The sequence below is a fragment of the Afifella sp. IM 167 genome (genome assembly GCF_020144925.1).
Classification (GTDB): domain Bacteria; phylum Pseudomonadota; class Alphaproteobacteria; order Rhizobiales; family Afifellaceae; genus Afifella.
Genome location: NZ_NSLC01000002.1, coordinates 371,582 through 397,830, shown reverse-complemented (window position 1 = coordinate 397,830; position 26,249 = coordinate 371,582). Strand labels below are relative to the sequence as shown.

At 66.8% G+C, this 26,249-nt stretch carries 24 protein-coding genes and 1 tRNA gene; 9 read left to right on the top strand and 16 right to left on the bottom strand.

What is annotated here, in order from left to right; translation table 11 throughout:
* Positions 1-2: 2 nt before the first annotated feature.
* The 6 genes from CLD20_RS04525 (at position 3) to hflX (ending at position 7,761) form a co-directional block, all read left to right on the top strand.
* Positions 3-2,288, top strand: coding sequence for a PAS domain-containing sensor histidine kinase (locus CLD20_RS04525; RefSeq protein ID WP_224405401.1), 2,286 nt, complete (start codon positions 3-5; stop codon positions 2,286-2,288).
* 2 nt (positions 2,289-2,290) lie between these two features.
* Positions 2,291-3,652 carry a sigma-54 dependent transcriptional regulator gene (locus CLD20_RS04520; protein ID WP_224405400.1) on the top strand — a complete coding sequence of 454 codons (1,362 nt, stop codon included), beginning with the start codon at positions 2,291-2,293 and terminating at the stop codon, positions 3,650-3,652.
* Positions 3,653-3,694: 42 nt separating this feature from the next.
* Positions 3,695-5,071, top strand: a complete 1,377-nt coding sequence (trkA, locus tag CLD20_RS04515; protein ID WP_224405399.1) for a Trk system potassium transporter TrkA — start codon at positions 3,695-3,697, stop codon at positions 5,069-5,071.
* A gap of 113 nt (positions 5,072-5,184) precedes the next feature.
* On the top strand, positions 5,185-6,048 hold the full coding sequence (locus CLD20_RS04510) for a D-amino-acid transaminase (protein WP_224405398.1): 864 nt from the start codon (positions 5,185-5,187) through the stop codon (positions 6,046-6,048).
* Between the two features lie 102 nt (positions 6,049-6,150).
* Positions 6,151-6,393 (top strand): RNA chaperone Hfq, encoded by a 243-nt coding sequence (hfq, locus tag CLD20_RS04505; protein WP_224405397.1) that lies wholly within the window; start codon positions 6,151-6,153, stop codon positions 6,391-6,393.
* 3 nt (positions 6,394-6,396) lie between these two features.
* The gene (gene hflX / locus CLD20_RS04500) at positions 6,397-7,761 is read left to right on the top strand and encodes a GTPase HflX (RefSeq protein ID WP_370636804.1); all 1,365 of its coding nucleotides are present in this window, start codon (positions 6,397-6,399) and stop codon (positions 7,759-7,761) included.
* A gap of 74 nt (positions 7,762-7,835) precedes the next feature.
* Here the strand turns inward: hflX and mazG are convergent, their stop codons facing one another.
* Positions 7,836-8,669 carry a nucleoside triphosphate pyrophosphohydrolase gene (mazG, locus tag CLD20_RS04495; protein ID WP_224405396.1) on the bottom strand — a complete coding sequence of 278 codons (834 nt, stop codon included), beginning with the start codon at positions 8,667-8,669 and terminating at the stop codon, positions 7,836-7,838.
* A gap of 155 nt (positions 8,670-8,824) precedes the next feature.
* Here mazG and CLD20_RS04490 point away from each other — a divergent pair, with 155 nt between their 5' ends.
* Positions 8,825-9,217 carry a GFA family protein gene (locus CLD20_RS04490; RefSeq protein ID WP_224405395.1) on the top strand — a complete coding sequence of 131 codons (393 nt, stop codon included), beginning with the start codon at positions 8,825-8,827 and terminating at the stop codon, positions 9,215-9,217.
* Between the two features lie 344 nt (positions 9,218-9,561).
* On the opposite strand, the gene CLD20_RS04485 is transcribed toward CLD20_RS04490, so the two are convergent.
* The 10 genes from CLD20_RS04485 to CLD20_RS20315 all read right to left on the bottom strand — a co-directional run bounded on the left by CLD20_RS04485 (position 9,562) and on the right by CLD20_RS20315 (position 19,597).
* Positions 9,562-10,266, bottom strand: a complete 705-nt coding sequence (locus CLD20_RS04485; protein WP_224405394.1) for an SDR family oxidoreductase — start codon at positions 10,264-10,266, stop codon at positions 9,562-9,564.
* A gap of 57 nt (positions 10,267-10,323) precedes the next feature.
* Positions 10,324-11,670, bottom strand: coding sequence for a TrkH family potassium uptake protein (locus CLD20_RS04480; RefSeq protein WP_224405393.1), 1,347 nt, complete (start codon positions 11,668-11,670; stop codon positions 10,324-10,326).
* Between the two features lie 11 nt (positions 11,671-11,681).
* On the bottom strand, positions 11,682-12,347 hold the full coding sequence (locus CLD20_RS04475; RefSeq protein ID WP_224405392.1) for a TrkA family potassium uptake protein: 666 nt from the start codon (positions 12,345-12,347) through the stop codon (positions 11,682-11,684).
* Positions 12,348-12,439: 92 nt separating this feature from the next.
* Positions 12,440-13,264, bottom strand: a complete 825-nt coding sequence (locus CLD20_RS04470; RefSeq protein WP_224405391.1) for an MBL fold metallo-hydrolase — start codon at positions 13,262-13,264, stop codon at positions 12,440-12,442.
* A gap of 1 nt (position 13,265) precedes the next feature.
* Entirely contained in the window at positions 13,266-14,045 is a 780-nt protein-coding gene (locus CLD20_RS04465) for a TatD family hydrolase (RefSeq protein WP_224405390.1), read from the bottom strand.
* Entirely contained in the window at positions 14,045-15,607 is a 1,563-nt protein-coding gene (gene metG / locus CLD20_RS04460) for a methionine--tRNA ligase (protein ID WP_224405389.1), read from the bottom strand. Before metG ends, CLD20_RS04465 begins: the two co-directional genes overlap by 1 nt.
* A 16-nt stretch (positions 15,608-15,623) precedes the next feature.
* Entirely contained in the window at positions 15,624-16,718 is a 1,095-nt protein-coding gene (locus CLD20_RS04455; protein WP_224405388.1) for a DNA polymerase III subunit delta', read from the bottom strand.
* Between the two features lie 2 nt (positions 16,719-16,720).
* A complete protein-coding gene (gene tmk, locus CLD20_RS04450) occupies positions 16,721-17,374 on the bottom strand; it encodes a dTMP kinase (protein ID WP_224405387.1) in 654 nt (217 codons plus the stop codon).
* On the bottom strand, positions 17,365-18,537 hold the full coding sequence (locus CLD20_RS04445) for a D-alanyl-D-alanine carboxypeptidase family protein (protein WP_224405386.1): 1,173 nt from the start codon (positions 18,535-18,537) through the stop codon (positions 17,365-17,367). Before CLD20_RS04445 ends, tmk begins: the two co-directional genes overlap by 10 nt.
* Positions 18,538-18,640: 103 nt before the next feature.
* Positions 18,641-19,597, bottom strand: a complete 957-nt coding sequence (locus CLD20_RS20315) for a septal ring lytic transglycosylase RlpA family protein (RefSeq protein ID WP_370636802.1) — start codon at positions 19,595-19,597, stop codon at positions 18,641-18,643.
* Positions 19,598-19,945: 348 nt separating this feature from the next.
* Between CLD20_RS20315 and CLD20_RS04435 the strand changes: the two genes are divergently transcribed.
* Positions 19,946-21,466 carry an undecaprenyl-phosphate glucose phosphotransferase gene (locus tag CLD20_RS04435; protein WP_224405385.1) on the top strand — a complete coding sequence of 507 codons (1,521 nt, stop codon included), beginning with the start codon at positions 19,946-19,948 and terminating at the stop codon, positions 21,464-21,466.
* A 25-nt stretch (positions 21,467-21,491) separates the two neighbouring features.
* On the opposite strand, the gene CLD20_RS04430 is transcribed toward CLD20_RS04435, so the two are convergent.
* Complete coding sequence (locus CLD20_RS04430; RefSeq protein WP_224405384.1) at positions 21,492-22,748, bottom strand: O-antigen ligase; 1,257 nt, start codon at positions 22,746-22,748, stop codon at positions 21,492-21,494.
* 232 nt (positions 22,749-22,980) lie between these two features.
* Between CLD20_RS04430 and CLD20_RS04425 the strand changes: the two genes are divergently transcribed.
* Positions 22,981-23,057: transfer RNA gene (locus CLD20_RS04425), tRNA-Pro, on the top strand.
* 142 nt (positions 23,058-23,199) lie between these two features.
* Here the strand turns inward: CLD20_RS04425 and CLD20_RS04420 are convergent.
* From CLD20_RS04420 to plsX, 4 genes are all read right to left on the bottom strand, one after another.
* Positions 23,200-23,685 carry a MerR family transcriptional regulator gene (locus tag CLD20_RS04420; protein ID WP_224405383.1) on the bottom strand — a complete coding sequence of 162 codons (486 nt, stop codon included), beginning with the start codon at positions 23,683-23,685 and terminating at the stop codon, positions 23,200-23,202.
* 19 nt (positions 23,686-23,704) lie between these two features.
* Positions 23,705-24,076 (bottom strand): integration host factor subunit alpha, encoded by a 372-nt coding sequence (locus tag CLD20_RS04415; protein ID WP_224405382.1) that lies wholly within the window; start codon positions 24,074-24,076, stop codon positions 23,705-23,707.
* A 71-nt stretch (positions 24,077-24,147) separates the two neighbouring features.
* On the bottom strand, positions 24,148-25,110 hold the full coding sequence (locus tag CLD20_RS04410; RefSeq protein WP_224405381.1) for a beta-ketoacyl-ACP synthase III: 963 nt from the start codon (positions 25,108-25,110) through the stop codon (positions 24,148-24,150).
* Entirely contained in the window at positions 25,107-26,174 is a 1,068-nt protein-coding gene (gene plsX, locus CLD20_RS04405; RefSeq protein ID WP_224405380.1) for a phosphate acyltransferase PlsX, read from the bottom strand. The genes CLD20_RS04410 and plsX overlap by 4 nt, the downstream gene beginning before the upstream one ends.
* Positions 26,175-26,249: the final 75 nt, after the last annotated feature.

Sequence of the window (26,249 nt, the reverse complement as noted above, 5' to 3'; positions counted from 1 at the left end):
TCATGACGCTCGCCACATCCTCCGAACTGCCGCCCGGGCGCGTCCGCCCGGGTCTTCGCGAGCGCAACCGCATCGCGAGGATGGTCGGGCTGCTGGCGGTGCTCCTGGCTCTGACCAGCGCCATCGGTTCCTTTCTCGTTCTGACGGGGCAGACCTCGATCGAGCCGACTCCGGCCGTGGTGAAGGCGGCGGGGCTCCTCAACGGCGTCGTGGTGCTGTTTCTCCTCGGTACCGTCGTCTACGAGGCGACCGGTCTTTGGATCGCCCGGCGGCGGGGCAGGGCGGCCGCGGGCCTGCATGTGCGCATCGTGGCGCTCTTCTCGATCATCGCGGCGCTGCCGGCCATCCTGACGGCCGGAATTGCCTCGATCACCCTCAACAAGGGTCTCGACCGCTGGTTCGCCGAGCGGACCACGGCGATCATCGAGAATTCGCGCGAAGTGGCGCAGGCCTATGTGCAGGAGCACAGCCGCATCCTGGCGATCGACCTGCTTGCCATCGCCAGCGAGTTCAACCGGGTTACGCCGGACCTTGAGCTCAACAAGCAGGCGATTGCGGCCTATTTGTCCAACCAGGCCGAGCTGAGGGGGCTTTCGGCGATCGCGCTCATCCGGCGTGACCGCACGCCGATCGTGGAGGGCACGACGAGCACCAACCTCAAGGTGCCGCCGCCTCCGGCGCAGGTCTTCGAGGATGCCGATCAGGGCCAGCCGGCGCTGATTGCGCCTGGCACGACGAACCTCGTCGGCGGTGTGTTGAAGCTCACAAGCCTCGATGACGTCTATCTCTACCTTGCAAGGCCATTGGACCCGAAAGTCACGCGCCAGGTGCGCCTGACGGAAGAAAGTGCCGCCGAATATGGCCAGCTGCAGCAGAACCGTTTCGGCGTGCAGGTCGCATTCGCGATCCTGTTCGTGGGCATGGCGCTCGTCGTCCTGCTTTCGGCGATCTGGATCGGACTCGGATTCGCGAATCGGCTCGTGCAGCCCATCCGCCATCTCATCGGCGCGGCGAGCGATATCTCCTCCGGCAATCTCGACGTCAGCGTGCCGGTCGAAGAGAAGGCCGGAGACCTCGGCCTTCTCTCGGCGACCTTCAATCGGATGACCGGGCAGCTTCGCTCTCAGCGCAATGCACTTCTTGCCGCCAACAGCCAGCTGGACGAACGCCGCCGCTTCACCGAAGCGGTTCTCTCGGGCGTCTCTGCCGGCGTCATCGGCCTCGATCCGGAGGGCGTGGTGACGCTTGCCAACCATCCGGCCATCGAGGCGCTCGGGGAGGGGGATAGCGGGCTCGTCGGCCGGCAGATCACCGAAGTGGTTCCCGATCTTTCGCGCGTTCTCGATGAAGTCTCGGGCCGCGGCCGGGGCACGGCGCGCGATCAGGTCACCGTCACGCGCGAAGGCGAGCCGCGGACGCTGAACGTGCAGGTGACGGTGGAGCAGTCGAGCGATGCCGAGCGCGACGGTTTCGTCCTGACGCTCGACGACATCACCGACCTCGTCGCCGCGCAGAGGCGTTCGGCCTGGGCGGATGTGGCGCGCCGCATCGCCCACGAGATCAAGAATCCGCTGACGCCGATCCAGCTCTCGGCGGAGCGCATCCGACGGCGCTTCGGCCCGCGCATGGAAGAAGAAAAGGACCGCCAGGTCTTCGATCAGTGCACGGAGACGATCATCCGCCAGGTGGGCGACATCCGCCGCATGGTGGACGAGTTCTCCGCCTTCGCGCGCATGCCCAAGCCGGTGATGGAATCGCGCGACCTGCGCGAGCTCATTCGCGAGGCCGTGTTCCTGCAGGAGGTCGGCAACCCCAATATCGGCTTTGCACTCGACATGCCCGACGAGCCGGTGGAAGCGCCGGTGGACCATCGCCTCGTCACCCAGGCGCTGACGAACATCGTCAAGAACGCCACGGAGGCGATCGAAGGCGCCATCGAGGCGGAGGGCGGCGGCCGCGTCGGCGGCGAAATCCGCGTGCGGGTCACCAACGGCGGCGACCATGCTCTCGTCGATGTGATCGACAACGGCAAGGGACTGCCGGAAGAGGGCCGCGAGAAGCTCTTGGAGCCCTATATCACCACCCGCCAGAAGGGCACCGGCCTCGGCCTTGCGATCGTGCGCAAGGTGATGGAGGAGCACGGCGGGTCCATCGAACTTCTCGACGCCAGGGCTGTTGGCGTCGATGCGCCGGGCGCCTGCGTCCGACTGAAATTTCCGCACAGCAACCAAGCGGCTGCGGCATCGGCAGAAATGCCGGATGAGCGCGCTGTACAGGAGGCAAACTGACGATGTCTACCGACATCCTTGTCGTGGACGACGAGGCAGATATCCGCGAACTCGTCGCCGGCATTCTGGAAGACGAAGGACACGGCACGCGCACGGCGGCCAACAGCGATCAGGCGCTGGAGGTGATTGCAGAGCGGCGACCCGGCCTCATCTTTCTCGACATCTGGCTGCAGGGAAGCCGGCTCGACGGGCTGGCGCTTCTCGACATGATCTACAAGGATCACCCTGATCTGCCGATCGTCATCATCTCCGGTCACGGCAACATCGAGACCGCCGTCTCGGCCATCAAGCGCGGCGCCTACGATTATATCGAGAAGCCGTTCAAGGCCGACCGGCTGGTGCTCGTGGCGCAGCGAGCCCTGGAGAATTCGCGCCTCAAGAAGGAAGTCGCCGAGCTCAAACATCGCTCGGGCGAGAGCATCGATCTCGTCGGCTCGTCCTCCATCATGCATCACCTTCGCCAGACGGTGGAGCGTGTCTCGCCGACCAATTCGCGGGTGATGATTTTCGGCGCCTCCGGCGCCGGCAAGGAGCGGGTCGCGCGGGCAATCCATGCTGGATCGCGCCGGGCGAACGCGCCCTTCGTCGTCCTTTCCTCCGCCAGCATCATGCCGGAGACGATGGAGATCGCGCTCTTCGGCACGGAGGCGGTGAATGGGCAGGGCAGGCGGGTCGGGGCGCTGGAGGAGGCCCATGGCGGTACACTTTATCTCGACGAGATCGCCGACATGCCGCGCGAGACGCAGTCCAAGATCCTGCGGGTCCTCGTCGACCAGACCTTCGAGCGCGTCGGCGGCGGCAAGAAGGTGAAGGTCGATGTGCGCATCCTTTCATCGACGTCGCGCGACCTTGAAAGCGAGATCAAGGAGGGGCGTTTCCGCGAAGATCTCTTCCATCGCCTTGCGGTCGTGCCGATCCGGGTGCCTTCGCTGGCTGAGCGGCGCGAGGATGTGCCCGAACTCGTCGACTACTTCATGGCGCAGCTCGGGCAGACATCGGGCCTGCCGGTGCGGATGATCGCCGACGACGCGATGGCGGTGCTGCAGGCGCATGACTGGCCGGGCAACCTGCGTCAGCTGCGCAACAACGTCGAGCGGCTGATGATCCTGACGCAGGGCGATCAGGAGGCGACCGTGACCGCGGCGATGCTGCCGCCGGAGATCGGCGAGATCCTGCCGGCCACGCCCTCCGACGGCTCGGCGCACATCATGTCGCTGCCGCTCCGCGAGGCCCGCGAGGTCTTCGAGCGGGAGTATCTTTCCGCCCAGATCAACCGTTTCGGCGGCAACATTTCCCGCACCGCCGAATTCGTGGGAATGGAACGCTCCGCCCTGCATCGCAAGCTGAAGAGCCTCGGCGTATAAGGGCGGCGAAACGGGCACCCCCGTCAGGGGCAAGGGACTTTCATGCGTATCATCATCTGCGGCGCCGGGCAGGTCGGCTACGGCATTGCCGAGAAGCTGGCGACCGAGAACAACGACGTCACCGTGATCGACCAGTCGCCACGCCTCGTGAACGCCATCCGCGACACGCTGGACGTGAGGGGCTTCGTCGGCCACGGCTCGCATCCCGACGTGCTCGCGCGGGCAGGCGCGGACGAGGCGGACATGCTGATCGCCGTCACCTTCTCCGACGAAGTCAACATGATCGCCTGCCAGGTGGCGCATTCGCTGTTTTCGCTGCCGACCAAGATCGCGCGCATCCGCTCGCAGACCTATCTCGCCAAGCACTGGTCCAACCTTTTCTCGCGCGATCATCTGCCCATCGACGTGATCATCTCGCCGGAGGTGGAGGTGGGCGAGATGGTGCTGCGGCGCCTCGCCCAGCCCGGCGCGGTGGAGACGATCGCCTTCGCCGACGACAAGGTGACGGTACTCGGGATCGCCTGCGGCGAGGACTGTCCGGTGATCGATACGCCGCTGCGCCAGCTGACGGAGCTCTTTCCTGACCTCAACGCCACCGTGGTCGGTATCTTCAGGGCCGGGCATCTGTTCGTGCCGCGCTCGGCCGACCAGATGATGGTCGGCGACCTCGTCTACGTCATGACCGACACGGGGCGGGTGAAGAGGACGCTGACGATTTTCGGCAAGGAAGACACCCTCGGCTCCCGCGTCGTCATTGGAGGCGGTGGCAACATAGGCCATTACGTCGCCCATCATCTGGAGGAGCGCAATTCGCGCGCCAAGATCAAGGTGATCGAGGCGGACCGCGACCGCGCCGTGCATATCGCCGAGGCGCTCGACCGCACGGTCGTGCTGCACGGCTCGGCGATGGACGAGGTGATCCTGAAAGAGGCCGACATCGCCGACGCCGACACGATGATCGCCGTCACCAACGACGACAAGGTCAACATCCTGTCCTGCGTGATGTCCAAACGCCTCGGCTGCCGGCGCACGCTGAGCCTTCTCAACGACCCGGCCTTCCCGCCGCTGGTGCGCTCGATCGGCATCGACGCCTTCGTCGATCCGCGGGCCGTCACGATCTCGCGCATCCTGCAGCATGTGCGGCGCGGGCGCATCCGCAACGTCCACACGATCCAGAACGGCGCGGCCGAGGTGATCGAGGCGGAGGCGCTGGAAACCTCGCCGCTGGTCGGGCGCCCGCTCAGCGAGCTCGACCTGCCGAAGGGTATCCGCATCGGTGCCATCCTGCATGACGGGGAGGTGATCGTGCCGGGCGGCGCGAGCCAGATCCGCAAGGGCGACCGGCTGGTCATCTTCGCGGCCGCCGACCAGGTGCACCGCGTCGAGCAGATGGCCCGCGTCAGCCTCGAATACTTCTAGGCGAGGCTTCGGACCGCCCCCTACCTTTTCGCGGATCTGGGCGGCGCCAGGGGGCCTTGTTCCGCTCCGGCTTCCGCCCTATTGCCGATGCCTCAGGGCTAGGAGCTGTTTCAATGTCGAGAGTGGCTTACGTGAATGGCCGGTACGTTCCGCACCGGGCGGCGAGCGTGCATGTGGAGGATCGCGGCTACCAGTTCGCCGACGGCGTCTACGAGGTCTGCGAGGTCTACAAGGGCCATATCGTCGACATGACGGGCCATCTGGACCGGCTGGAACGCTCGCTCTCGGAGCTGAAGATCGCCATGCCCATGACGCGCGCGGCGCTGCGGATCGTTCTGCGCGAAGTGGTACGCCGCAACCGGGTCAGGGACGGCCTCGTCTACCTGCAGATCTCCCGCGGCGTTTCTCCCCGCGACCATGTGTTTCCGCCGGCCTCGGTGCGGCCCGCCATCGTGGTCACGGCCAAGGCGGCGGATCGGGCGAAAGCGGACCGGATGGCGGAGGAGGGCACCGCCGTCATCACCGTCCCGGAGAACCGCTGGGAGCGCGTCGACATCAAGACGGTCGGCCTTCTGCCCAACGCCATGGCGCGGCAGGCGGCCAAGGAAGCCGGCGCACGCGAGGCCTGGTTCGTCGATGCCGAGGGCTATGTGACGGAAGGCGCGGCGACGACGGCCTGGATCGTCACGAAGGACGGGGCTCTCGTCACCCGGCCGAACGGCACGGGAATCCTGCCCGGGATCACGCGCAAGACGGTCGAGGAAGTGGCGCGGCGCGACGGCTACCGGATCGAGGAACGCAAGTTCACGCCGCAGGAGGCGAAAGAGGCGAAGGAAGCCTTCATGACGGCCGCCACGACGCTGGTCATGCCCATCGTCTCGATCGACGGGGCGAGCGTTGCCAACGGCAAGCCGGGCTCCGTCACGAGCGCCCTCAGAGCACGATTCCACGAGGTCGCGGAACTGGAAGCGCTGTAAGGCGCTCCTATATTCGAATTGGCCCGTCCAAGGGGTGACAGCTGGCGGCAAAGCAGGCAATCTGCGGCTGCGGCGCAACAACAATAAAGGTCGGAAGAACTTATGGGCGACAAGAACCAAAACCTGCAGGACACGTTCCTGAACCACGTCCGAAAGTCAAAAACACCATTGACGGTATTCCTGATAAACGGGGTCAAGCTTCAGGGCATCGTTACCTGGTTCGATAACTTCTGCCTGCTTCTGCGGCGGGACGGACATTCGCAGCTTGTCTACAAGCACGCCATTTCCACCGTCATGCCGAACCAGCCCGTACAGCTCTTCGAGCCCGACGAGGACAACGGCTAGCCATTGCACCCACAGGACCGCAAGGAACTCGCCGACGAGCGTCCCGAAGGTCGGGGCGACAGCGCCACGGCGCTGGTCCTCCTGCCTGAACTGCGTGGGCCGGAGGAGGGCGGTTCGGTACGCCCGCCGGAAGCGCGCCGGGCCGAGGCGATCGGCCTTGCCGAGGCGATCGGCCTGACAGTGGCGGACGCGCTTTCCATCGCGGTGCGCAAGCCGGTGCCGGCGACTCTCTTCGGTGCCGGCAAGGTGGAGGAGATCGGCGTCGTCGTGCGCACGCTCGAGATCGGCCTCGTCATCGTCGATCATCCGATCTCGCCGATCCAGCAGCGCAACCTGGAGCGCGCCTGGGACGTCAAGATCCTCGACCGAACGGGCCTGATCCTGGAGATATTCGGCGAGCGCGCCCACACCAAGGAGGGCACGCTGCAGGTGGAGCTCGCCCACCTCAATTACCAGAAGAGCCGGCTGGTACGCTCCTGGACGCATCTTGAGCGCCAGCGCGGCGGTTTCGGTTTCCTCGGCGGACCGGGCGAGACGCAGATCGAGGCCGACCGCCGGCAGATCCAGGACCGCATCCGGCGCATCGAGAAGCAGCTCGAGAGCGTGCGCAACACACGCAACGTCCACCGGGCGAAGCGCCAGAAGGTGCCGCATCCCGTGGCTGCGCTCGTGGGCTATACCAATGCCGGAAAGTCCACACTTTTCAATCACTTGACGGGCGCTTCGGTGACCGCGCAGGATCAGCTTTTCGCGACGCTCGATCCGACGATGCGGCGCGTGGCGCTGCCGCACGGGGAGATGCTGATCGTCTCCGACACGGTCGGCTTCATCTCCGATCTGCCGACGACGCTGGTGGAGGCGTTCCGGGCCACGCTGGAGGAGGTGATCGACGCCGACCTCATCGTGCATGTGCGCGACATCGCCTCGCCGGACAGCCAGGCGGAGGCCGAGGACGTGGCCGGCGTACTCGCCGAGCTCGGAATCGAGCCCTCCGATCCGCGCCTCGTCGAAGTGTGGAACAAGATCGACCTTCTGGAGCGCGGCGCCGCCGACGCGCTGCGCAAGAAGGCCGAGGGCAGCCACAACACCGTCGTCGCCTCGGCACTGACGGGCGAGGGGCTCGCAAACCTCCTGGCGCTGCTGGAAGAGCGGCTGTTCGAGGGAAGGGCGGTCGTGGAGGTGATGTTCGAGGCGGCGCGCTCCGGCGAAGCCGCCTGGCTCTACGAAAACGGCGAGGTCCTGTCGCGCCGGGACGACCCGCAGACGGGAACGTCGAGCCTGACCGTGCGGCTGCCGAGCGGCCGGCTGCAGCAGCTGCAGGAACGGGCGCGCGGCGGCGGCGTGCGTCTCATCTCGGTTCCGCGATAGACGCTCGCACCGCTCCGAAGGGCGGCGTCCAATTGTCTATACAATAAGCCTGAACAAGACGCCTGTCGGGGCGGCTAGTCGGCCGGCCTGCGGGGCTTGGCGGCCTGCCAGAGCGCTTCCATCTCCTCCAACGAGGCCTCGCCGAGCGTCGTGCCGGCGGCATTCAGACCGTCCTCGATCGCCGCAAAGCGGCTGCGGAATTTCTCGTTGGTGCGGCGGAGCGCCTTGTCCGGCTCCACCTTCAGCTTGCGGGCGAGGTTGACGAGCGAAAAGAGGGCGTCGCCGATTTCTTCCTCGAGCCGGTCCGGGTCGCAGTTCTCGCCGCCAAGCTCCTGCTCGATCTCGCCAATTTCCTCGTGAAGCTTTTGCAGCGCGCCTGCGGCATCGGGCCAGTCGAAGCCGATATCGGCCGCCTTCGCCTGCAGCTTCAACGCCTGCAGGAGCCCCGGAAACCCGCGGGGCACGCCGGCCAGATGCCCGTGGACGTCCGAAAGCCCGCGCGCGGAGCGGCGGGCGCGGCGCTCGGCCTTCTCCTCGGCCTTGATCTCTTCCCAGCGGACCTTCACCGCGTCGGGCGTGTCGGCATCTGCGGTTGCGAAGATGTGCGGATGACGCCGAACCATCTTCTCGGAGATCGCGGTCGCCACGTCCTCGAAGCCGAACTCGCCTTGCTCCTCGGCCATGCGGGCGTGGAAGACGACCTGCAGCAGGAGGTCGCCAAGCTCGTCGCGCAGGTCCTCGATATCGCCGCGCTCGATCGCGTCGGCGACCTCGTAGGCTTCCTCGATGGTGTAGGGCGCGATGGATGCGAAATCCTGCTTCACGTCCCATGGACAGCCGGTCTCGGGATGGCGCAGCGCCGCCATGATGGCGAGGAGCCGGTCGATCGGTCGGGCATCGGATTGCATGGTTTCGCCTTAGCGCAGGATCCGCCGCCGCGCCATCGGCGGCAGGGCGCTTTCAACAGGGCTGGCCGGCGCGCGGGAAGCGAGATTGTATGGCACATTCTCGGATGAGGGCGCCGCCAGCGCGCCTTGTCGGACAATTTCAGCGGAGACGAGACATGGACCGATTCACCGGCGGCTGCCTGTGCGGGGACGTCAGAATTGTGGCGACCGGACAGCCGGACCGCGTCGGCCTTTGCCATTGCCTCGACTGTCGCAAGCATCACGGCGCGCTGTTCTACGCCGCCGCCATCTTCAACGAAGCCGCGGTGGCGATCGAGGGAGAGACGCGCGACTACGCCGGGCGGCATTTCTGTCCGCGTTGCGGCTCGTCGGTCTTTGCGCGCAGCGGGGGCGAGGTCGAGGTCCATCTCGGGGCTCTGGATGTGCCGAACCAGCTGGTGCCGACCTATGAGCTCTGGACGGTCCGCCGCGAGGCGTGGCTGCCGCCATTTCCGCTCTCAAGACGATACGCGCGCAATCGGGACGCGGCGGGCGGCTCCGAGGCGTAAACGGCCAACGGACGCTCACGCGCCTCGGAGGCGACGGGCACTGCTAAGTGCTGCCACCGGCACGTGCTGCCGGCGGAACGTGCTGCGTCGCCCAGAACGTGATCGCGCTCTGACGACATCGGGGATGGATTTTTGCGCCGTCCTGCATGCGAGGGGACGATGCCTGCGGCTGGCTGCATCCATATCCGTGATTCGCATAAGATGCATTATGGAACGTAATGGACCTACGAAAGCCCGGATTTCCGGGCTTTCGTTTCCGGCCGCATTTTCCTCGTCCTTTTCTTTCGTCGTTCGGGCGCTCGGCCCTTCCACACGGCGCCGTGCCGTGCGGCGATGCCGCCGAGCTAGACGGAGCGCGTCAGTGCGCCGTCGATGCGGATGTTCTGCCCCGTGATGTAGCTGCTGCGATCTCCGGCAAGGAACGCGACGAGGTCCGCGACTTCCTCCACCGTGCCGTAGCGGCCCATCGGGATCCGCTCGCGGCGATCCTCCTTCTCCGGCAGGCTGTCGATGAAGCCCGGCAGGACGTTGTTCATGCGCAGATTGTCGGGCGCGTAGCGGTCGGCGAAGAGCTTCGTATAGGCCGCGAGGCTCGCCCGGAACGCGCCGCTTGCCGGAAACATCGGATCCGGCTCGAAGACGGCGAAGGTCGAAATGTTGACGATCGAGCCCGATTTCTGCCGCTGCATGATCGGCGTGACGAGGCGTGTCGGGCGCACGACGTTGAGGAAATAGACCTCCATGCCTTCGTGCCAGTCCTCGTCCGTGAGCGCCAGGATTTCGCCCTTGGGCCCGTGGCCGGCGCTGTTGACGAGGACGTCGATGCGGCCGAAGGCCTCCATGGCCCCTTCGACAAGGCGCTTCAGGTCGTCCTCGGAGCGATTGGAGCCGGTGACGCCGATGCCGCCGAGTTCTTTCGCAAGCGCTTCGCCCTTGCCGGAGGATGAGAGGATGGCGAGCCTGTAGCCCTCCTCGGCGAGCCTGCGCGCCGCGCCGGCTCCCATGCCGCTGCCGCCGGCCGTGACGACAGCCACCTTATCATCTGCCATGTGCATTCTCCCTTTGCGGCCCGTGTCTTAGGCCTTGCCGGCGCCGCCCGGCAAGCTCTAGCCGAGGTAGATCCGGCTCGGCGGATAGCGCACGCGCGGCGGCACCTTGGTCGCCAGGAAGAAGCCGAGGCTCAAGGGGCCGACGCGGCCGATGAACATGACGGCGATGATGACCGCGCGGCCGAGGCCATCGAGCTCCGCCGTCGCTCCGCGCGACAGGCCGACGGTGCCGAAGGCCGAGGTGACCTCGAATGCCAGATCGAGGAAATCGCCGTCATGCGACAGCGAGATGATAAAGATCGAGGCCATCACCACCATCACGCTGACCATGCTGAGCGCCAGTACCTTCATGACCTCCTCGCGGCCGAGGCTGCGGCCGAAGGCGCTGAGGTTGGGCCGCTGGCGGAAGAACGCGACGGTGGCGAGCATCAGGACGATGAAGGTGGTCACCTTGATGCCGCCGGCCGTGGAGGTGCTGCCGCCGCCGATGAACATCAAGGACATGAACATGAGCGCCGTCGCGTCGTGGATGGCGGAAATGTCGAGCGTGTTGAAGCCGGCCGTGCGCGTCGTCAGCCCCTGGAACCAGCTTGCCATCAGCTTGTCGGCGATGCCCGGATACTGGCCGAGCGTTGCCGGGTTCGACCATTCGAGGACGGCGAAGGCGGCCACCGACCAGAGGATGAGAACGGCCGTCGTCGCCAGCATCAGCTTGCTATGCAGCGTGTAGTGACGCCAGCGCCGCTTCCTGGCGACGTCGGAGATGACGATGAAGCCGATGCCGCCGATGACGAGGAGCGCCGGGATGACGAGGTTGACCAGCGGATCGAGGACGTAGCGCGACAGGCTGTCGGGAAAGAGCGAGAAGCCGGCATTGTTGAAGGCCGAAACGGCGTGGAAGGTCGCCTGCCAGAGCCCTCCCCGCCAGCCGAATTCCGGAACGAAGACGAAGGCCAGGAGCGCGATGCCGACGAGCTCGCAGGCGAGCACGACGCGCAGGATCTCGCGCACGAGGCGCAGGAGATCGGCGAGCGAGGTCTGGTTCAGCTCCTCGCGCAGGAAGACCCGGTGCGACATGCCGATCGGCAGGCCGAGCATCGAGAGGACGAGGACGGCGAAGGTCATGAGGCCGAGCCCGCCCAGCTGGATGAGGACGAGGAGCACGAGCTGGCCGAAGAAGGTGAAATGGCTGCCGGTATCGAGGAGGGAAAGGCCGGTGACGGTCACGGCCGAGGTGGCCGTGAAGACCGCCTCCGCCCAGCTCGTCGGCCCCCTCGCCGCGAACGGCAGTTTGAGCGCCAGCGTGCCGGCGACGACGAGGCCGGCATAAAGGGCCGCCAGCACCGCCGGGGGCGGAAAGGCGATGCTGCGGCGGCCGAAGAGGGTCGGAAAGCCAAGCGCCATGCCGAGCGGTCTCAGAGGCTGTCGCCGAGGGCTCTGAGGTTGTCGCGGCGGCCGAGGAGCAGGAGCTTGTCGTCGGTGCGCAGGATCGTGCCGGCATCGCTGCAGGCATTGTATTCGCCGTTGCGCATCATGCCGAGGCAGCGCACCTCGAACTCCTCGGCGAGCTTCAGCGCGCCGATCGTCGTCTCATCGAGCTGCTCGGGCACGCGCAGATCGACGATGTGATAGCCGTTTCCGAGGCTCACATAGTCGCGCACCAGGGGGTTGTAGAGCATCTGCGCGATATGCTGGCCGATCTCGTGCTCCGCCTGAATGACGCGGTCGGCGCCGAGCTTGGTGAGGATGCGGTGATGGGTGCGGCTCGTCGCCTTCGCCCAGATGGTGGAAACGCCGAGGAGCCTGGCGTTCATCGTGCACAGGACATTGGCCTCGATGTCCTCGCCGATGGCGATGACGGCGACGTCGCAGGCGCCGACGCCGGCCTCGCGCAGCGCCTCCTCGTCGCGGCCATCGGCGATCAGCGCCTCGGCGAGTTCGTCGGCGAGCCGGGCGACGGGGCGCTCGTTGATGTCGATGCCGATGACATGGTTGCCGAAGCGCGCGAGCTCGGAGGCGACGGTGGAGCCGAAGGTGCCGAGACCGATGACGGCAAAGCTTCTATCTTTTCGACGTGGCATGGGCGCCCTTCTCGTTTCTGGCTTGTTGCCGGGTCGGCTCGTTGCTGGCCTCCGCCCGGCGGAGATATCGCTTCCGCGCCGGCAATCCAGGGCTAGGAAGGCCCGTCCACGAAAGGCAGCTCGATGACGAGGCCGTCATGGGCGGGTGCGACATGGGCCGGCAGCGCGCGCTTCAGGGCGTGGTAGTCGAGGTCGACATGCATGTGGGTGAGGATGGCGCGGCGCGGCGCCAGGGACTCGATCATGCCGAGCGCCTCCTCGACGGAGAAATGCGAGGGATGCGGCTTGTAGCGCAGCGCATCGACGATCCAGACATCGAGATCTTCCAGCGCGGCGAGCGCGGCGCCGGTCATCGCCGAGACGTCGGGCGAATAGGCAAAGCTGCCGAAGCGGTAGCCGAGCGAGGGAATGGAGCCGTGCACCTGGGGGAAAGGCAGGGCGGTCAGGGGGCCGCCCGGGCCGTCGATGACGACGGGCGTGCCCGCCTCGATGAGATGGGCGTTGACGATCGGCGGGTATTCGCTGCCCTCGGGCGTCCTGATGCAGTAGCCGAACCCCTCCTCCAGCCGGTCCATGGTCGGCCGGTCGGCGTAGATGTCGACGCGCCGGCGCATGGTCATGACGAAGCCGCGCAGGTCGTCGATGCCGTGGATGTGGTCGGCATGGGGATGGGTGTAGAGGACGCCGTCGAGCTTGGTCAGGCCGGCGGCGAGCGCCTGCTCGCGCAGATCCGGCGAGGTGTCGACGAGGACCTGCGTCGCCTCGCCCGTCGGCCGGATGCGCTCCACCAGGATGGAGCAGCGCAGGCGCCGGTTCTTCGGCTCGGACGGGTCGCATTCGCCCCAGTCGCCGCCGATGCGCGGCACGCCGGGCGAGGAGCCGCAGCCGAGGATCCGCACGCGCAGAATATCGCCCACGTCAGGGCCGCGGCACTTTGGAGAAGAGGCGGAAGAAGTTCGCGCTCGTCGTCTCGCCGATCTCCTCGGCGGAGACGCCCCGGCATTCGGCGAGGATCGCCGCGGTGTTGGCGACGAAGGACGGCTCGTTGCGCTTGCCGCGATGGGGCGTCGGCGCAAGGTACGGCGCGTCCGTCTCCACCAGGAGCCGATCGGCCGGCAGGTCGCGGGCGATGTCGCGCAGCTCCTGCGACTTCTTGAAGGTGAGGATGCCGGAGAAGGAGACGTAATGGCCGAGGGAGATCCCCGTTTCGGCGAGCGCGCGCCCGGATGAGAAGCAGTGCAGGATCGCCGGGAAGGCGCCCTTTTCCGTCTCGTCCTTCAGGATCGCGGCCATGTCGTCGTCGGCGTCGCGCGCATGGATGACCAGCGGCAGGCCGGTCTGGCGCGCCGCGGCGATGTGGCGGCGAAGCCCCCTCGCCTGTCCTTCGCGCGAGGCGTTATCGTAGAAATAATCGAGCCCGGCCTCGCCGATGGCGACCACCTTCGGGTGTTCGGCAAGCCGCACGAGATCGTCGGTGGTGACGTCCGGCTCCTCGTCGGCATTGTGCGGATGGGTGCCGACCGAGCAGTAGACGTCGTCATAGGCCTCGGCGATGGCGCGCACGCGCTCGAACTGACCGACGCGGGTGGAGATCGTCACCATGCGGGCGATGCCGACCCCCCTCGCCCGCTCCACGACCGCGTCGCGCTCGGCGTCGAAATCGGGAAAGTCGAGATGGCAGTGGCTGTCGACCAGCATCAGGCGGCCCCCGCCGTTGCCTCGCCCTCGACATAGCGCGGGAAGACGCCGGCAGGCGGCGGCAGCGCGGTGCCAGGGACGAGACGCCCTGCCTCGCCGAGGCTGGAGAAATCGCGCGATCCGGCCGGCACGCCGAGAAGGTCGAGAAGCCTTTCGGCCGAAGCCGGCATCACCGGCTGGACGAGGATCGAGACCTGGCGCACCACCTCGGCGGTGACGTAGAGGACCGTCGCCATGCGCTCCGGCTCGCTCTTGCGCAGCGCCCAGGGCTCCTGCGAGGCGAAGTAGCGGTTGGCCTCGCCGATGACCTGCCAGATGGCGGTCAGCGCCTGGTGGATCGCCTGCTCGTTCATGGCGGCGCGGCAGCGCTCCAGCAGCGCGTCGGCGGCCGCGAGCATCGCGGTGTCGGCCTCGGAGAAGGCGCCCGGCTTCGGTACGGAAGCGGCGCAATGCTTGGCGACCATCGACAGCGAGCGCTGGGCGAGATTGCCGAGGTCGTTGGCAAGGTCGGCGTTGATGCGCCCGGCGATGGCGTCGTGGCTGTAGGAGCCGTCCTGGCCGAAGGAGACCTCGCGCAGGAAGAAGTAGCGCATGGCGTCGAGGCCGTAATGCTCCACGATGGCGAAGGGATCGACGACGTTGCCGACGGATTTCGACATCTTCTCCCCCTTGTTGAAGAGGAAGCCGTGGGCGAAGACGCGCTTCGGCAGGGCGACGCCCGCCGACATCAGGAAGGCCGGCCAGTAGACGGCGTGGAAGCGCACGATGTCCTTGCCGATCATGTGGATGTCCGCGGGCCAGTAGCGCCAGCGCGGGGCGTTCTCGTCGGGAAAGCCAGCGGCGGTGATGTAGTTCGTCAGCGCGTCGACCCAGACATACATGACGTGGCGCGGATCGCCCGGCACCGGCACACCCCAGTCAAAGGTGGCGCGCGACACCGACAGGTCGCGCAGGCCCGACTTCACGAAGCTGACGACCTCGTTGCGGCGCTCGGCCGGTGCGATGAAGCCCGGATTGGCCTCGTAATGGGCCAGCAGCCTGTCGCCGTAGGCCGACAGGCGGAAGAAGTAGCTCTCCTCCTCGACCCATTCGACGGGCGAGCCCAGCGGCTCGCGACGGACGCCATCCTCGCCCACCGTCGTTTCCTTCTCGTCGAAGAAGGCTTCCTGGCGGACGGAGTACCAGCCGGAATATTTGTCCAGATAGATGTCGCCATTGTCGGCCATGCGCTGCCAGATCGCCTCCGAAGAGCGGTGGTGGCGCGGCTCGGTCGTGCGGATGAAATCGTCATAGGAGACGTTGAGCGCCTTCCACAAATCGCGGAACACCTGCGAATTGCGGGTCGCGAGCTCGGCGGGCGTGACGCCTTCCTTGGCGGCGGTCTGCTGCATCTTCAGGCCGTGCTCGTCGGTGCCGGTCAGGAAGAAGACGTCCTTGCCGTCGAGGCGCTGGAAGCGCGCCAGCGCATCGCATGCCAGCGCCGTGTAGGCGTGGCCGATATGGGGCACGCCGTTCGGGTAGAAGATCGGCGTCGTGATGTAAAAGGTCGGCTTGGCGGTCATCGCTCTGGGTCCGCGATCACATGAAAATGGGGCGGTGGGGATGGCGCGCGGCTTCGGCGACGGTCTCAAAGACGTTGAGCACGAACTGCCTGCGGTCGAGATTGAAGGTTTCCACCTCCGCCGAGCGTCGGGCCACCTTTTCCCATAGCTCCGCCCACCTGGCAAGCGGCAGGGAGGGCGGCGAAGCCCCCTCCTCCGGCTCCGGCAGACGGCGCACGCGCCGGTCGAGATAGCCGCCGACGAGATCGGAGAATTCCGCCCAGGCCGCGCCCCGTGCGGCGGCCGCCTGCTCGGCCACCGCCTGCATGCTCGCATGATCGGTGGCGGCGAAGGCGCGGGCAATGGCGCGGTAGAGGCCGAGACCGTTGCCGGATGCGAGCTCCAGCGCCCGCCGGGCGCTGCCGCCGGCCAGCACGGCGACGGTGGCCAGATCCCCGCCGGAGGGCTTTTCGGCGCCGACCTTTTCGAAGACGCGGGCGATCGCCGCCTCGTCGAGGGCGCCGAGATGAAACGAGCGGCAGCGCGAGCGGATGGTCGGCAGGAGCTGGCCGGGTCGCGATGTGACCAGCACGAAGACCGTCGCCTGCGGCGGCTCTTCCAGGCCCTTCAGGAGCGCGTTGGCGGCGCTGCGGTTCATCTCCTCGGCGCCGTCGACGATGACGATGCGCCAGGCCCCCTCTCCCGCCGTGGTGCCGAGGAAGGGCACGATGCGCCGGATCGTCTCGACCGAGATGACGGTCTTAAAAGTCTTGCGCTTGTCGTCCCAGGGGCGCTGCAGGTGGAGGACGTTCGGATGCCCCCCCTCCCCGACCCGGCGGTGCAGCGCATGGTTCGCCGGAATGGAAAGGTCGGTGATTTCGGCGAGGTCAGGCGCGGCACGGTCCGGATGGGCGAGCAGGAACTTAGCGAGGCGGAAGGCAAGCGTCGCCTTGCCGACGCCCACCGGGCCGGAAAGAAGAAGGCCGTGATGCAGCCGGTTGCCGCGATAGGCCGTCAGGAGCTGCTGTTCCGCTTCCTCATGGCCGAAGAGGAAGGGACTTTCCTGCGGCAGCGGCACGCCCGGCAGGCGGTCGAGCGAAGGACGCTCCTCGGCGGCGGGCTTCTTCGCCATGGCTAGCTCGCCGGCCCGGAAATGCCGAGCCTTTCGCCGACGGCGGCGCGGATGGATGCCGCCACCTCCTCTTCGCCCCGCGAGGCGTCGATCACCACGCAGCGTCCCGGCTCGGCGGCGGCGATGTCGAGGAAGGCCTTGCGGCGGGCCGCATGGATCTCCAGCCCGTCCGCCTCGAAGCGGTCGGCGATGCTGCGCAGGGCGGCGCGGCGAAGCCCCTCGCGCGGATCGAGGTCGAGGATGAGGGTGAGGTCGGGACGCGTCTCGCCGACGGCAATCTCCTCCAGCCGGTCGAGCTTGTCGGAGGAGGCGCCGGCCGTGCCCTGATAGGCCCTGGTGGAATCGGCGAAGCGGTCGGAGATGACCCAGGTGCCCTGCCCCAGGGCGGGCCGGATGACGTTCTCGACATGGTCGCGGCGCGCGACGGCGAAGAACAATGCCTCCGCGTCCGGCCCGAAAGGCTTCACCAGACCGGCGAGAAGCAGCTGGCGTATGGTCTCCGCCTCGGGGCTTCCGCCGGGCTCGCGCGTCATGACGACTTCGCGGCCGGCCTCTTTCAGGAAATCCAGGAGCCGCCAGGCCTGCGTCGACTTTCCGCAGCCCTCTCCGCCCTCCAGCGTGATGAAGAGCCCGCGCTGCGGCCCCGTCAGAGCCATCCGAGGAGGAGTTCCCCGAGCGCGTCGAAGGCCCGCCTGTGCAGCGATCCAACCTCGACCGATTCGGCCGTATAGAGCGGCGTCTCCTGGATGAGGCGGTCGCCCTCCCAGACCTTCAGGCTGCCGACGCGCACGCCTTCCGGGACCGGCGCCTCGATCGGGCCTTCGTAGACGGCCCGCGCCTTGAGCGGCTCGGTGGACGAGCGGGAGACGAGAATGCGGATCGGGCCCTTCGCCTTCAATTCGACGCCGCCCTTGGTGCCGCCGAAGACACTCGCCTCGGCGACCACCTCGCCTTCCTTGAAGGCGGTGATCTGGCGGAAGGAGCGGAAGCCCCATTCCAGCAGCTTGCGGGCCTCGGCGGCCCGCTCGCGCGGGTTCTTGCAGCCGTTGACGACGACGATGAGGCGCTGGGTGTTGGCGACGGCCGAGCCGACGAGACCGTAGCCGGATTCGGAGGTGTGGCCGGTCTTCAGGCCATCGGCGCCGATCCCCTCGCGCAGCAGCGGGTTGCGGTTGCGCTGGGTGATGTTGTTCCAGGTGAATTCCGGCTCGGCGAAGATTTTGTAGAGCTCGGGATAGTCGGCGATGATGTGGCGGGCGAGGATGGCGAGATCGCGCGCCGTCACGCGCATGTCCGGATCCGGCAGGCCCGTGGCGTCGCGGAAGGTGGAGTTCGTCATGCCGATCTCCTTCGCCCGCTTGTTCAGGAGATCGGAGAAAGCGATTTCCGAGCCGGCGATGCCTTCGGCCACGGCCATGGCCGCGTCATTGCCCGACTGGATGATGATGCCGCGCAAGAGATCGCCGAGACTCACCCGCGAGCCGAGCTTGGCGAACATGGTGGAGCCGCCCGAAGAGGCGCCGCCGTAGCGCCAGGCATGTTCGGAGATGACGAACTCGTCATCCATCGACAGCCGGCCTTCCCGGATCTCGTGAAAAATGTACTCGACGGTCATCAGCTTGGCCATCGAGGCCGGAGCCATGGGCTCGTCGGCATTCTTGTCGAGAAGGACCGTGCCGCTGTCGTAATCCATCAGCACGGCGAAGGGCGCGCTGGTGTCGAAATCCTGAGCGGCGGCCTGGAAAGGCAGCGCCAGCAGCAAGAACGTGCCGATCAGGCGAAGAAGAAAGCTGCGTGCCTGCAAGATGATCCCGCGCATTTCCGATTTGTTTCGGTTCCGTCCGCGGCCCTCATAAAGCGCGGCTGGGCGGCAGAATCAACGGCGGGAGGGTCGGCGGGGACGTTTTTGCGCGCGGCGTTGCCTAGCCGCCCTGCCCCATCACGGCATCGAGCGCGGCGAAGGCATCGTCGATACGCGCCTCCGGCAGATAGGAACTGCGCAGCGCCGGACGGGCGGGCGCCGGCTGCGGCAGCACGAAGCTGGCGGCCTGCGGCGCGGGGGTGGCTTCCATGCCGGCCGAGGCCAGCTCGGTGCCGGCGGCGAGCGCGGAATAGGGATCGAAAGGCGTGCCGGCGGCGAGCTCTGTCGGGTCCACCGCCTCGCCGAAGCCTTCGGCGACTTCCTTGGCGTCGGTGGTCGGGGCCTCCGCCGCGTAGGCGACCATCATGTTGGCGGCCGCATCCGCCGGATCCGGGCCGCTCGGCAGCTCCGGCCCGTGATAGGAGGCGAGCAGGAACTCCCTGTCGTCCTTCTGCAGCGGCGCCTGATCGACATACTCCACTTTCACGTTGGCGGTGCCTGCATGCTTGAAGTCGAGCATGTCGGCGGCGCGCTTGGAGACGTCGATGAGGCGATTGGAATGGAACGGCCCGCGGTCGTTGACGCGCACGATGACGGAGCGGTCGTTGTCGAGATTGGTGACCCTGACATAGCTCGGCAGCGGCAGCGTCGGATGTGCGGCCGTCAGCATGGCCATGTCGAAGATCTCGCCGTTGGCGGTGAGCTTGCCGTCGAAGGCATCGCCGTACCAGGAAGCGAGACCCGTGGCGGCATAGGCGTCGTTGTGCCTGGGCTTGTAGACGCGGCCGGCGACCTTGTAGGCCTTGCCGAGCTTGCGCACGGCCCCTGCCCTGAGCGAGGCGAGCACCGTCTCGTCGGGCGCCTCGTCAGCGGCGGCACTCGCGCCGGGGGATTCGGCGAGGCCGAGCGACATGCCCGCCTGCTGCTGTTCGGTCGAAACGCAACCTGCCGAAAGGCCCGAAAGAGCCAGGATGGCGATCGCGATGGTGAGGCGTGGTCGGCGCTTTTGTGGCTCCACCCTGCTCTTCCCCTAAGATCGAGGCCGACGGACGCAACACAGACGCTGCGCCCACCCTGCCTGACACCTCTTCCGCGCCGCCCGGCTTGTCGCCTTTTCGGGGCGCGGCCTTGCCCTGTAAGCTTCGGTCCTCACGCCAGAATATGACAAAGCTGGGGCAGCAGGACCCCCCTCGCCCCATTCGGCGCGGAACTGTGGCAGATCGGCAACCCTTTCCGCGCTGCGCGGAGGGCGCATCGGCCGCGGCCGGAAAGCTGCTTTTGGTTAACCGTAGCCCACGGAAAAGATTGAATAAAATCGGCTGAGCCCGCATCTGGATGATGGGATATACAGCGGGAAAGTGCGGCCATGGCCATGATAGAAGCCGAGACGCGCAAGGCGTCCGGCGAGGTTCTGCCGGGCGTTCAGCGATCGGCTCTCAATCTGGCGGCAGCGCGCGTTGCGGCCAATCTCCGGCATCGGCCGGTTTCGGTGGCCTTCCTCGCCGCCTTCCTGCGCTTCATCGATTTTTCGACGCTGTTTGCGATCGGCGCTCTTATCCACGTTTTCTACGTGGTGCCGAATGTGGGCAACTATGCCCTTCACTACTATCTGCCGCTCGTCGTCCTGCCCGCCCTCACCGTCTCGCTGATCGGCACCTTCAAGGGCTACAACCTCGACGCCTACCGGCGCCCGCTCGGCTATGTCGGCAAGGCCGCCGGGCTTTGGGCGGCCGTGTTCGGCGTCTTCAGCCTCGTTCTCTTCTTCTTCCGCGCGGGCGAGGATTTTTCCCGCCTGTGGCTGGCGGTGTGGTTCATCTGCGGCTTCTGCATGCTCGGCATCGCGCGGCTGATGCTGGCGCGCCTGGTGCGCGAATGGACGCGCAACGGCCTTCTGGAGCGCCGCGCCGTTCTCGTCGGCGGCGGCCCGGAAGCGGTTTCGCTGATCCATGCGCTCGACGCCGAGCCGGACAACGACATCCGCATCTGCGGGATCTTCGACGACCGCGACGGCGAGCGCGCCCCCGCCGTGCAGGAAGGCTTCCCGCGGCTCGGGCGCATCGACGAACTGGTCGAGTTCGGCCGGCGGGCGCAGATCGACCTTCTGATCGTGGCGCTGCCGCTGACGGCCGAGCGCCGGCTGCTGGAGCTGATGAAGCAGCTCTGGGTGCTGCCGGTGGACATCCGCCTGGCGGCGAACACGACGCGGCTGCGCTTCCGGCCGCGCTCCTATTCCTTCATCGGCTCGGTGCCGTTCCTCGACCTCTTCGACAAGCCGATCGCCGGCTGGGATTCGGTGGTGAAGCGGCTCTTCGACATGACGATCGCAAGCCTTGCGCTGATCCTCCTTTCGCCGGTGCTCCTGGCGGTGGCGATCGCCGTCAAGCTCGACAGCCGTGGGCCGGTCTTCTTCCGCCAGCACCGCTACGGCTTCAACAACGAGCTGATCGGCGTCTTCAAGTTCCGCTCCATGTACACGGAAATGACCGACGCCAACGCGGCGCGGCTGGTGACGCGCGACGACCCGCGCATCACGCGCGTCGGCCGCTTCATCCGCCGTACGAGCCTCGACGAGCTGCCGCAGCTGGTGAACGTTCTCAAGGGGGATCTCTCGCTCGTCGGCCCGCGCCCGCATGCGCTGCAGGCCAAGGCCGCCGACCAGCTCTACGAGCAGGTGGTGGACGGCTATTTCGCCCGCCACCGGGTGAAGCCCGGCATCACCGGCTGGGCGCAGGTGAATGGCTGGCGCGGCGAGACGGATACGCAGGAGAAGCTGGAGCGACGGGTGGAGTACGACCAGTTCTATATCGAGAACTGGTCGGTCCTGTTCGACCTCTACATCCTGTTTTTGACGCCCTTCCGGCTGTTCAACGACGAGGCGGCCTACTAGGCGCGCTGCTCAGGAAGGGCCGGGCTCAGCGCAGATCCGCCAGGGTCAGGCGCGGCCCGACCGCCGGGCGCGGCTTTCTCGCCTCGGGCTCGGGCTCGGGCTCGGGGGCCGGGACGGCGGAACGGTAGTTGGCGGCGTTGAAACCCCACAAGATCCCCAGCATCAGCCAGAAATGGCGCCAGTGCTCGCCCTCGTGCAGCGAGGCGCACATCTGCGGGCCGAGATAGCACATGAGGACGGCGATCGCCGCCGGATGGCGGGTGGTGCGGTAGTTGGCGATGCCCAGAAGCAGCGACAGGATGAAGAGGGTGAGGAAGGAAAAGCCCGCCACCCAGCCGTAATTCATGAACGAGCTCAGGAAGATGTTGTGAATGGGCTCGGTGAAGATCTTGTCCTGCTGCAGGATGCCGATGCCGATCGGGTTGTGCAGGATCATCGGGATGGAGCGGGCGTAGCGGCCGTAGCGCCCTTCCCGGCCCTCGTCGTAGGATTCGGCGACCGTGGCGCGCTGCTCGAACTTCTTGGCGAATTCCGGCGAGCTGACGAAGGCGGCAGACATGAGGACGCCGGCGAAGAGGGCGATGGCGAAGCCCCAGGCGACGACCCGCATCAGCTGGCCGCGATTGAGAAACACGATGTAGCCGCTGGCGCAGATGAAGGTGGCGACCGTGGCGGCGCGCGAGAAGGAGACGAGAATGCCGAGGGCGATGATGACCAGCGCCGGGCCGAAGAGAACCGTCCGGCCGATCCGCTGGTTCATCATGTAGAGGCACATGATCACGCCCGGCGACAGGAACGAGGCGTACATGTTGGGATCGTCGATGAAGGCCTTCGCCCGCCCGTCCCACAGGAGCGCTTCGATGCCGAGGGCGAAGCCGACGATGCCGAGGCAGGCCGCGATGACGCAGGAGAGCACATAGACGCGCATGAAGGTGTGGAGCTGGCGCGGACCCCAATCCATGGAGACGTAGCCTGCGGTGACCGCCAGGACGACGACGAAGGTCTTCTTGAAGCCCTCCTGCGCCACTTCCGGCTCGCCGATGAAGGGGATCGAGGCCACCCAGAACGACACGGTCCACAAGACGAGGAGCGTGAAGAAGATGAAGAAGGTGAGCCGCACCTTCTGCAGGACGAAGACGGACAGGACGAGCGAGGACATGAACAGGAAGTCGACCGGCGAAGGCCGGGACAGCGTGTAGTTCATGGCGATGACGGCGAGGAAGAAGACGAAGTTCCTCACCTGGGTCGGATAAAGCCCTGCACGGTCGGCGGCTGCATGCATCGGCCAACGGTCCCATGCGGAAGAAAGACGGCCGAGAGTTAGACGCGGCAATGGTTAATTTTGCCTGATCGGCGGGCGGCGCTGGGGGGCAAAATGGGCCGTCGCACAAGGCATAAAAGCGGCGTTGCAGGAGCCGTTCCGGCCAGCTTGTCGCAGGTGCGGAGCGACAGTTGGAAAAGGGTCTCCAATCGCATTGCGCCGGGGCAGTGCCATCACTATAGTCCGCCGCGCTCGGAGCGTAGCGCAGCCTGGTAGCGCACTTGCATGGGGCGCAAGAGGTCGTGGGTTCGAATCCCGCCGCTCCGACCATCCTGCCCCGACAATTTCCCTAAAGATCCGCAGAATCAGACCGCAGTCTCTCGCGGTTCGACTGGCTCGTTTCGGCTGGCTCGTTTCGACGGGCCCGGTCCGACTGGCTCAGTTCAGCTGGCTGATTGCAGCCGCGGCGGGCTCAGCCCTCGCGGCCGGCTTCCTCAAGGATGCGGCGCGCTTCCTGAAGCTCGCCGAGGATGGCCTTGAGACGGTCGCGGTCGGCGGCGGCGAAAAGCGGCCCCTCTTCTTCCGGGGCCTGCGCCTCGGATGCGGCGCGGGCAGAGGGCGCCTGGGCCGGCGCGGAAGCGGCATCGCCCTCCATGTCGGCCGGGGCGACGGTTTCCACGTTACCGGTCTGGCCGACGGCCACGACGAAGCGCAGCCCCTTTTCCTTCAACAGGCGCTGCACGCCCTTGATGGTGAAACCCTCGCCATAGAGGAGCAGGCGGATGCCCTTCAGAAGATCGACGTCTTCCGGGCGATAGTAGCGCCGCCCGCCGCCGCGCTTCAGCGGCTTGATCTGGGAAAAGCGCGTTTCCCAGAAACGCAAGACGTGCTGCGGAAGATCGAGATCCTCCGCGACCTCGCTGATCGTGCGGAATGCGTCCGGGGACTTCGTGCTCAAGGCGAGGCGCCAGGAAGGCTCAAGGCGTCGCGCCCGGCGCTTCGCCGTCGCCCGCCGTCACGGCATCGCTCGCCGCAAGAGCGTCGTTGATGCGCTGCTTCATGATGTTGCTGGGCTTGAACACCGTCACCCGGCGCGGCGGGATCGGCACTTCCTTGCCGGTCTTCGGATTGCGCCCGACCCTCTGGCCCTTGCTGCGTACCAAGAAGGAGCCGAAGGAGGAGAGCTTCACGGTCTCGCCGCCCACGATCGTGTCGGAGATCTCGGCCAGGACCATCTCGACCATGGCGGCCGATTCCGTCCTTGAAAGACCGAGCTCACGATAGACTGCCTCCGCCAGGTCCGCACGAGTTATCGTACGGCCGCCAGGGCGCGTTTCAGTTGCCTCCACGCAGGCCTCCTCAGCATCTGTGGGCACGGTATTCGCCTGTCCGAATAAGGTCAACATTGCGGCGCGCGGACCTACCAGCGCACCAGGATGGAGCCCCAGGTGAAGCCGCCGCCCATCGCTTCCAGCAGGACGAGATCGCCCTTGCCGATCCTTCCGTCGCGCACGGCGACATCCAGCGCCAGCGGGATGGAGGCGGCCGATGTGTTGCCGTGACGCTCGACCGTCGTCACCACCTTCTGTGGCGCGATGCCGAGCCGTTTGGCGCTCGCATCGATGATCCGCTTGTTGGCCTGGTGCGGGACGAACCAGTCGATCGTCTCAGCGCTCTCGCCGGTGGCGGCGAAGGCATCCTCGATCACGTCGGCGATGGTGGCGACGGCATGCTTGTAGACCTCGCGGCCCTCCATCTTCAGATGGCCGACCGTCTGCGTCGAACTCGGCCCGCCATCGACATAGAGCTTGTCGCGGTGGATGCCGTCGGAGCGCAGGTGACAGGAGAGCACGCCCCGCGCGCCCTCCCCTTCCTGCGCTTCCAGAACGACGGCGCCGGCGCCATCGCCGAAGAGGACGCAGGTGGTGCGGTCGTTCCAGTCCAGGATGCGCGAGAAGGTCTCCGCCCCGATCACGAGCGCGCGCCTGGCGAGACCGGCCTTCAGATGCGCGTCGGCGGTCGCCAGGGCGAAGATGAAGCCGGAGCAGACCGCTTGCAGGTCGAAGGCGTAGCCGTGGTGCATGCCGAGCCGGTCCTGCACGGTGCAGGCGGTCGCCGGGAAGGTCTGGTCAGGGGTGGAGGTGGCCAGCACGATCATGTCGATGTCGGCCGAGGTCATGCCGGCATCGGCGAGCGCCTTCTCGGCCGCCTTCACGGCGAGGTCCGAGGTCATCTCGCCTTCCGCGGCGATGCGCCGCTCGGAAATGCCGGTTCGCTGGACGATCCATTCGTCCGAAGTGGCGACGATGCTTTCCAGTTCGCGGTTTGTCAGGATCCTTTCGGGGAGATGGCTACCGATGCCCGTTACCACCGATTTCATCATGCCGGCGCCACCTGTGTCCCTTCCGCCGCCCTGTCTTCGTCGCTGCCGAAACTCAGGCGGAGATCGGCGGCGATCTGCCGCGTGAGGTCGCCGAGCACCATGTCGCGGCCGAGCTCGACCGCACTTGCAAAACCCTCCGCATCGGTGCCGCCGTGGCTCTTCACCACAAGGCCATTGAGGCCGAGGAAGAGGCCGCCATTGACCTTGCGCGGATCCATCTTCTCGCGCAGGCGCTGGAAGGCGGAGCGCGCGAAGAAATAGCCGATCTTGGCGGCGAGCGTGCGACTCATCGCAGCGCGGAGATATTCGGAAATCTGACGGGCCGTGCCCTCGGCGGTCTTCAGCGCGATGTTGCCGGCAAAGCCTTCCGTGACGACGACGTCCACGGTGCCCTTGCCGAGATCGTCGCCCTCCACAAAGCCGTGATAATGGAAATTCGGATGGTCGAGCTCGCGCAGGATGGCACCGGCCTCGCGCACTTCCTCCACGCCCTTCACCTCCTCGGCGCCGATGTTGAGGAGGCCGACGGTCGGCCGGTCGAGGCCGAAGAGCGCGCGGGCCATCGCCGCGCCCATGACGGCGAACTGGACGAGCATTTTGGCATCGGAGCCGATCGTCGCGCCGACATCGAGGACGATGCTTTCGCCGCGCAGAGTGGGCCACATGGCCGCAATGGCGGGGCGCTCGATTCCCGGCAGCGTCTTCAGGCAGAATTTCGACATCGCCATCAGCGCGCCGGTGTTGCCGGCCGATACGGCGATCGCCGCCTCGCCGTCGCGCACGGCCTGGATGGAGCGCCACATGGAGGACTTCCAGCGGCCGACGCGCAGCGCCTGGCTCGGCTTGTCGTCCATACGGACCGCCACTTCGCAATGCACGAACCTGGAGCGCTGCGCCACTTCCGGATAGCGATCGAGCAGAGGCTTCACCTCGCTTTCCTGTCCATAGAGGATGAAGGAAAGATCCGGCCGGCGCTTGAGCGCAACGGCAGCTCCCGGGATCACCATCCCCGGCCCGGCGTCGCCGCCCATTGCATCGAGGGAAATGGTAATCGGTGTGGGCATCGCCTTATTGTGGTCGTTTCGCGGGCCGCGGGACAATACTCACTCGCCTCTCGATGACAAGCCGTTTGGAGGAAA

Coding starts and splice junctions, on each gene's coding strand:
- CLD20_RS04525 (WP_224405401.1), top strand. CDS start 3: ATGACGCTCGCCACATCCTCCGAACTGCCGCCCGGGCGCGTCCGCCCG.
- CLD20_RS04520 (WP_224405400.1), top strand. CDS start 2,291: ATGTCTACCGACATCCTTGTCGTGGACGACGAGGCAGATATCCGCGAA.
- trkA (WP_224405399.1), top strand. CDS start 3,695: ATGCGTATCATCATCTGCGGCGCCGGGCAGGTCGGCTACGGCATTGCC.
- CLD20_RS04510 (WP_224405398.1), top strand. CDS start 5,185: ATGTCGAGAGTGGCTTACGTGAATGGCCGGTACGTTCCGCACCGGGCG.
- hfq (WP_224405397.1), top strand. CDS start 6,151: ATGGGCGACAAGAACCAAAACCTGCAGGACACGTTCCTGAACCACGTC.
- mazG (WP_224405396.1), bottom strand. CDS start 8,669: ATGCAATCCGATGCCCGACCGATCGACCGGCTCCTCGCCATCATGGCG.
- CLD20_RS04490 (WP_224405395.1), top strand. CDS start 8,825: ATGGACCGATTCACCGGCGGCTGCCTGTGCGGGGACGTCAGAATTGTG.
- CLD20_RS04485 (WP_224405394.1), bottom strand. CDS start 10,266: ATGGCAGATGATAAGGTGGCTGTCGTCACGGCCGGCGGCAGCGGCATG.
- CLD20_RS04480 (WP_224405393.1), bottom strand. CDS start 11,670: ATGGCGCTTGGCTTTCCGACCCTCTTCGGCCGCCGCAGCATCGCCTTT.
- CLD20_RS04475 (WP_224405392.1), bottom strand. CDS start 12,347: ATGCCACGTCGAAAAGATAGAAGCTTTGCCGTCATCGGTCTCGGCACC.
- CLD20_RS04465 (WP_224405390.1), bottom strand. CDS start 14,045: ATGCTGGTCGACAGCCACTGCCATCTCGACTTTCCCGATTTCGACGCC.
- metG (WP_224405389.1), bottom strand. CDS start 15,607: ATGACCGCCAAGCCGACCTTTTACATCACGACGCCGATCTTCTACCCG.
- CLD20_RS04455 (WP_224405388.1), bottom strand. CDS start 16,718: ATGGCGAAGAAGCCCGCCGCCGAGGAGCGTCCTTCGCTCGACCGCCTG.
- tmk (WP_224405387.1), bottom strand. CDS start 17,374: ATGGCTCTGACGGGGCCGCAGCGCGGGCTCTTCATCACGCTGGAGGGC.
- CLD20_RS04445 (WP_224405386.1), bottom strand. CDS start 18,537: ATGCGCGGGATCATCTTGCAGGCACGCAGCTTTCTTCTTCGCCTGATC.
- CLD20_RS04435 (WP_224405385.1), top strand. CDS start 19,946: ATGGCCATGATAGAAGCCGAGACGCGCAAGGCGTCCGGCGAGGTTCTG.
- CLD20_RS04430 (WP_224405384.1), bottom strand. CDS start 22,748: ATGCATGCAGCCGCCGACCGTGCAGGGCTTTATCCGACCCAGGTGAGG.
- CLD20_RS04410 (WP_224405381.1), bottom strand. CDS start 25,110: ATGATGAAATCGGTGGTAACGGGCATCGGTAGCCATCTCCCCGAAAGG.
- plsX (WP_224405380.1), bottom strand. CDS start 26,174: ATGCCCACACCGATTACCATTTCCCTCGATGCAATGGGCGGCGACGCC.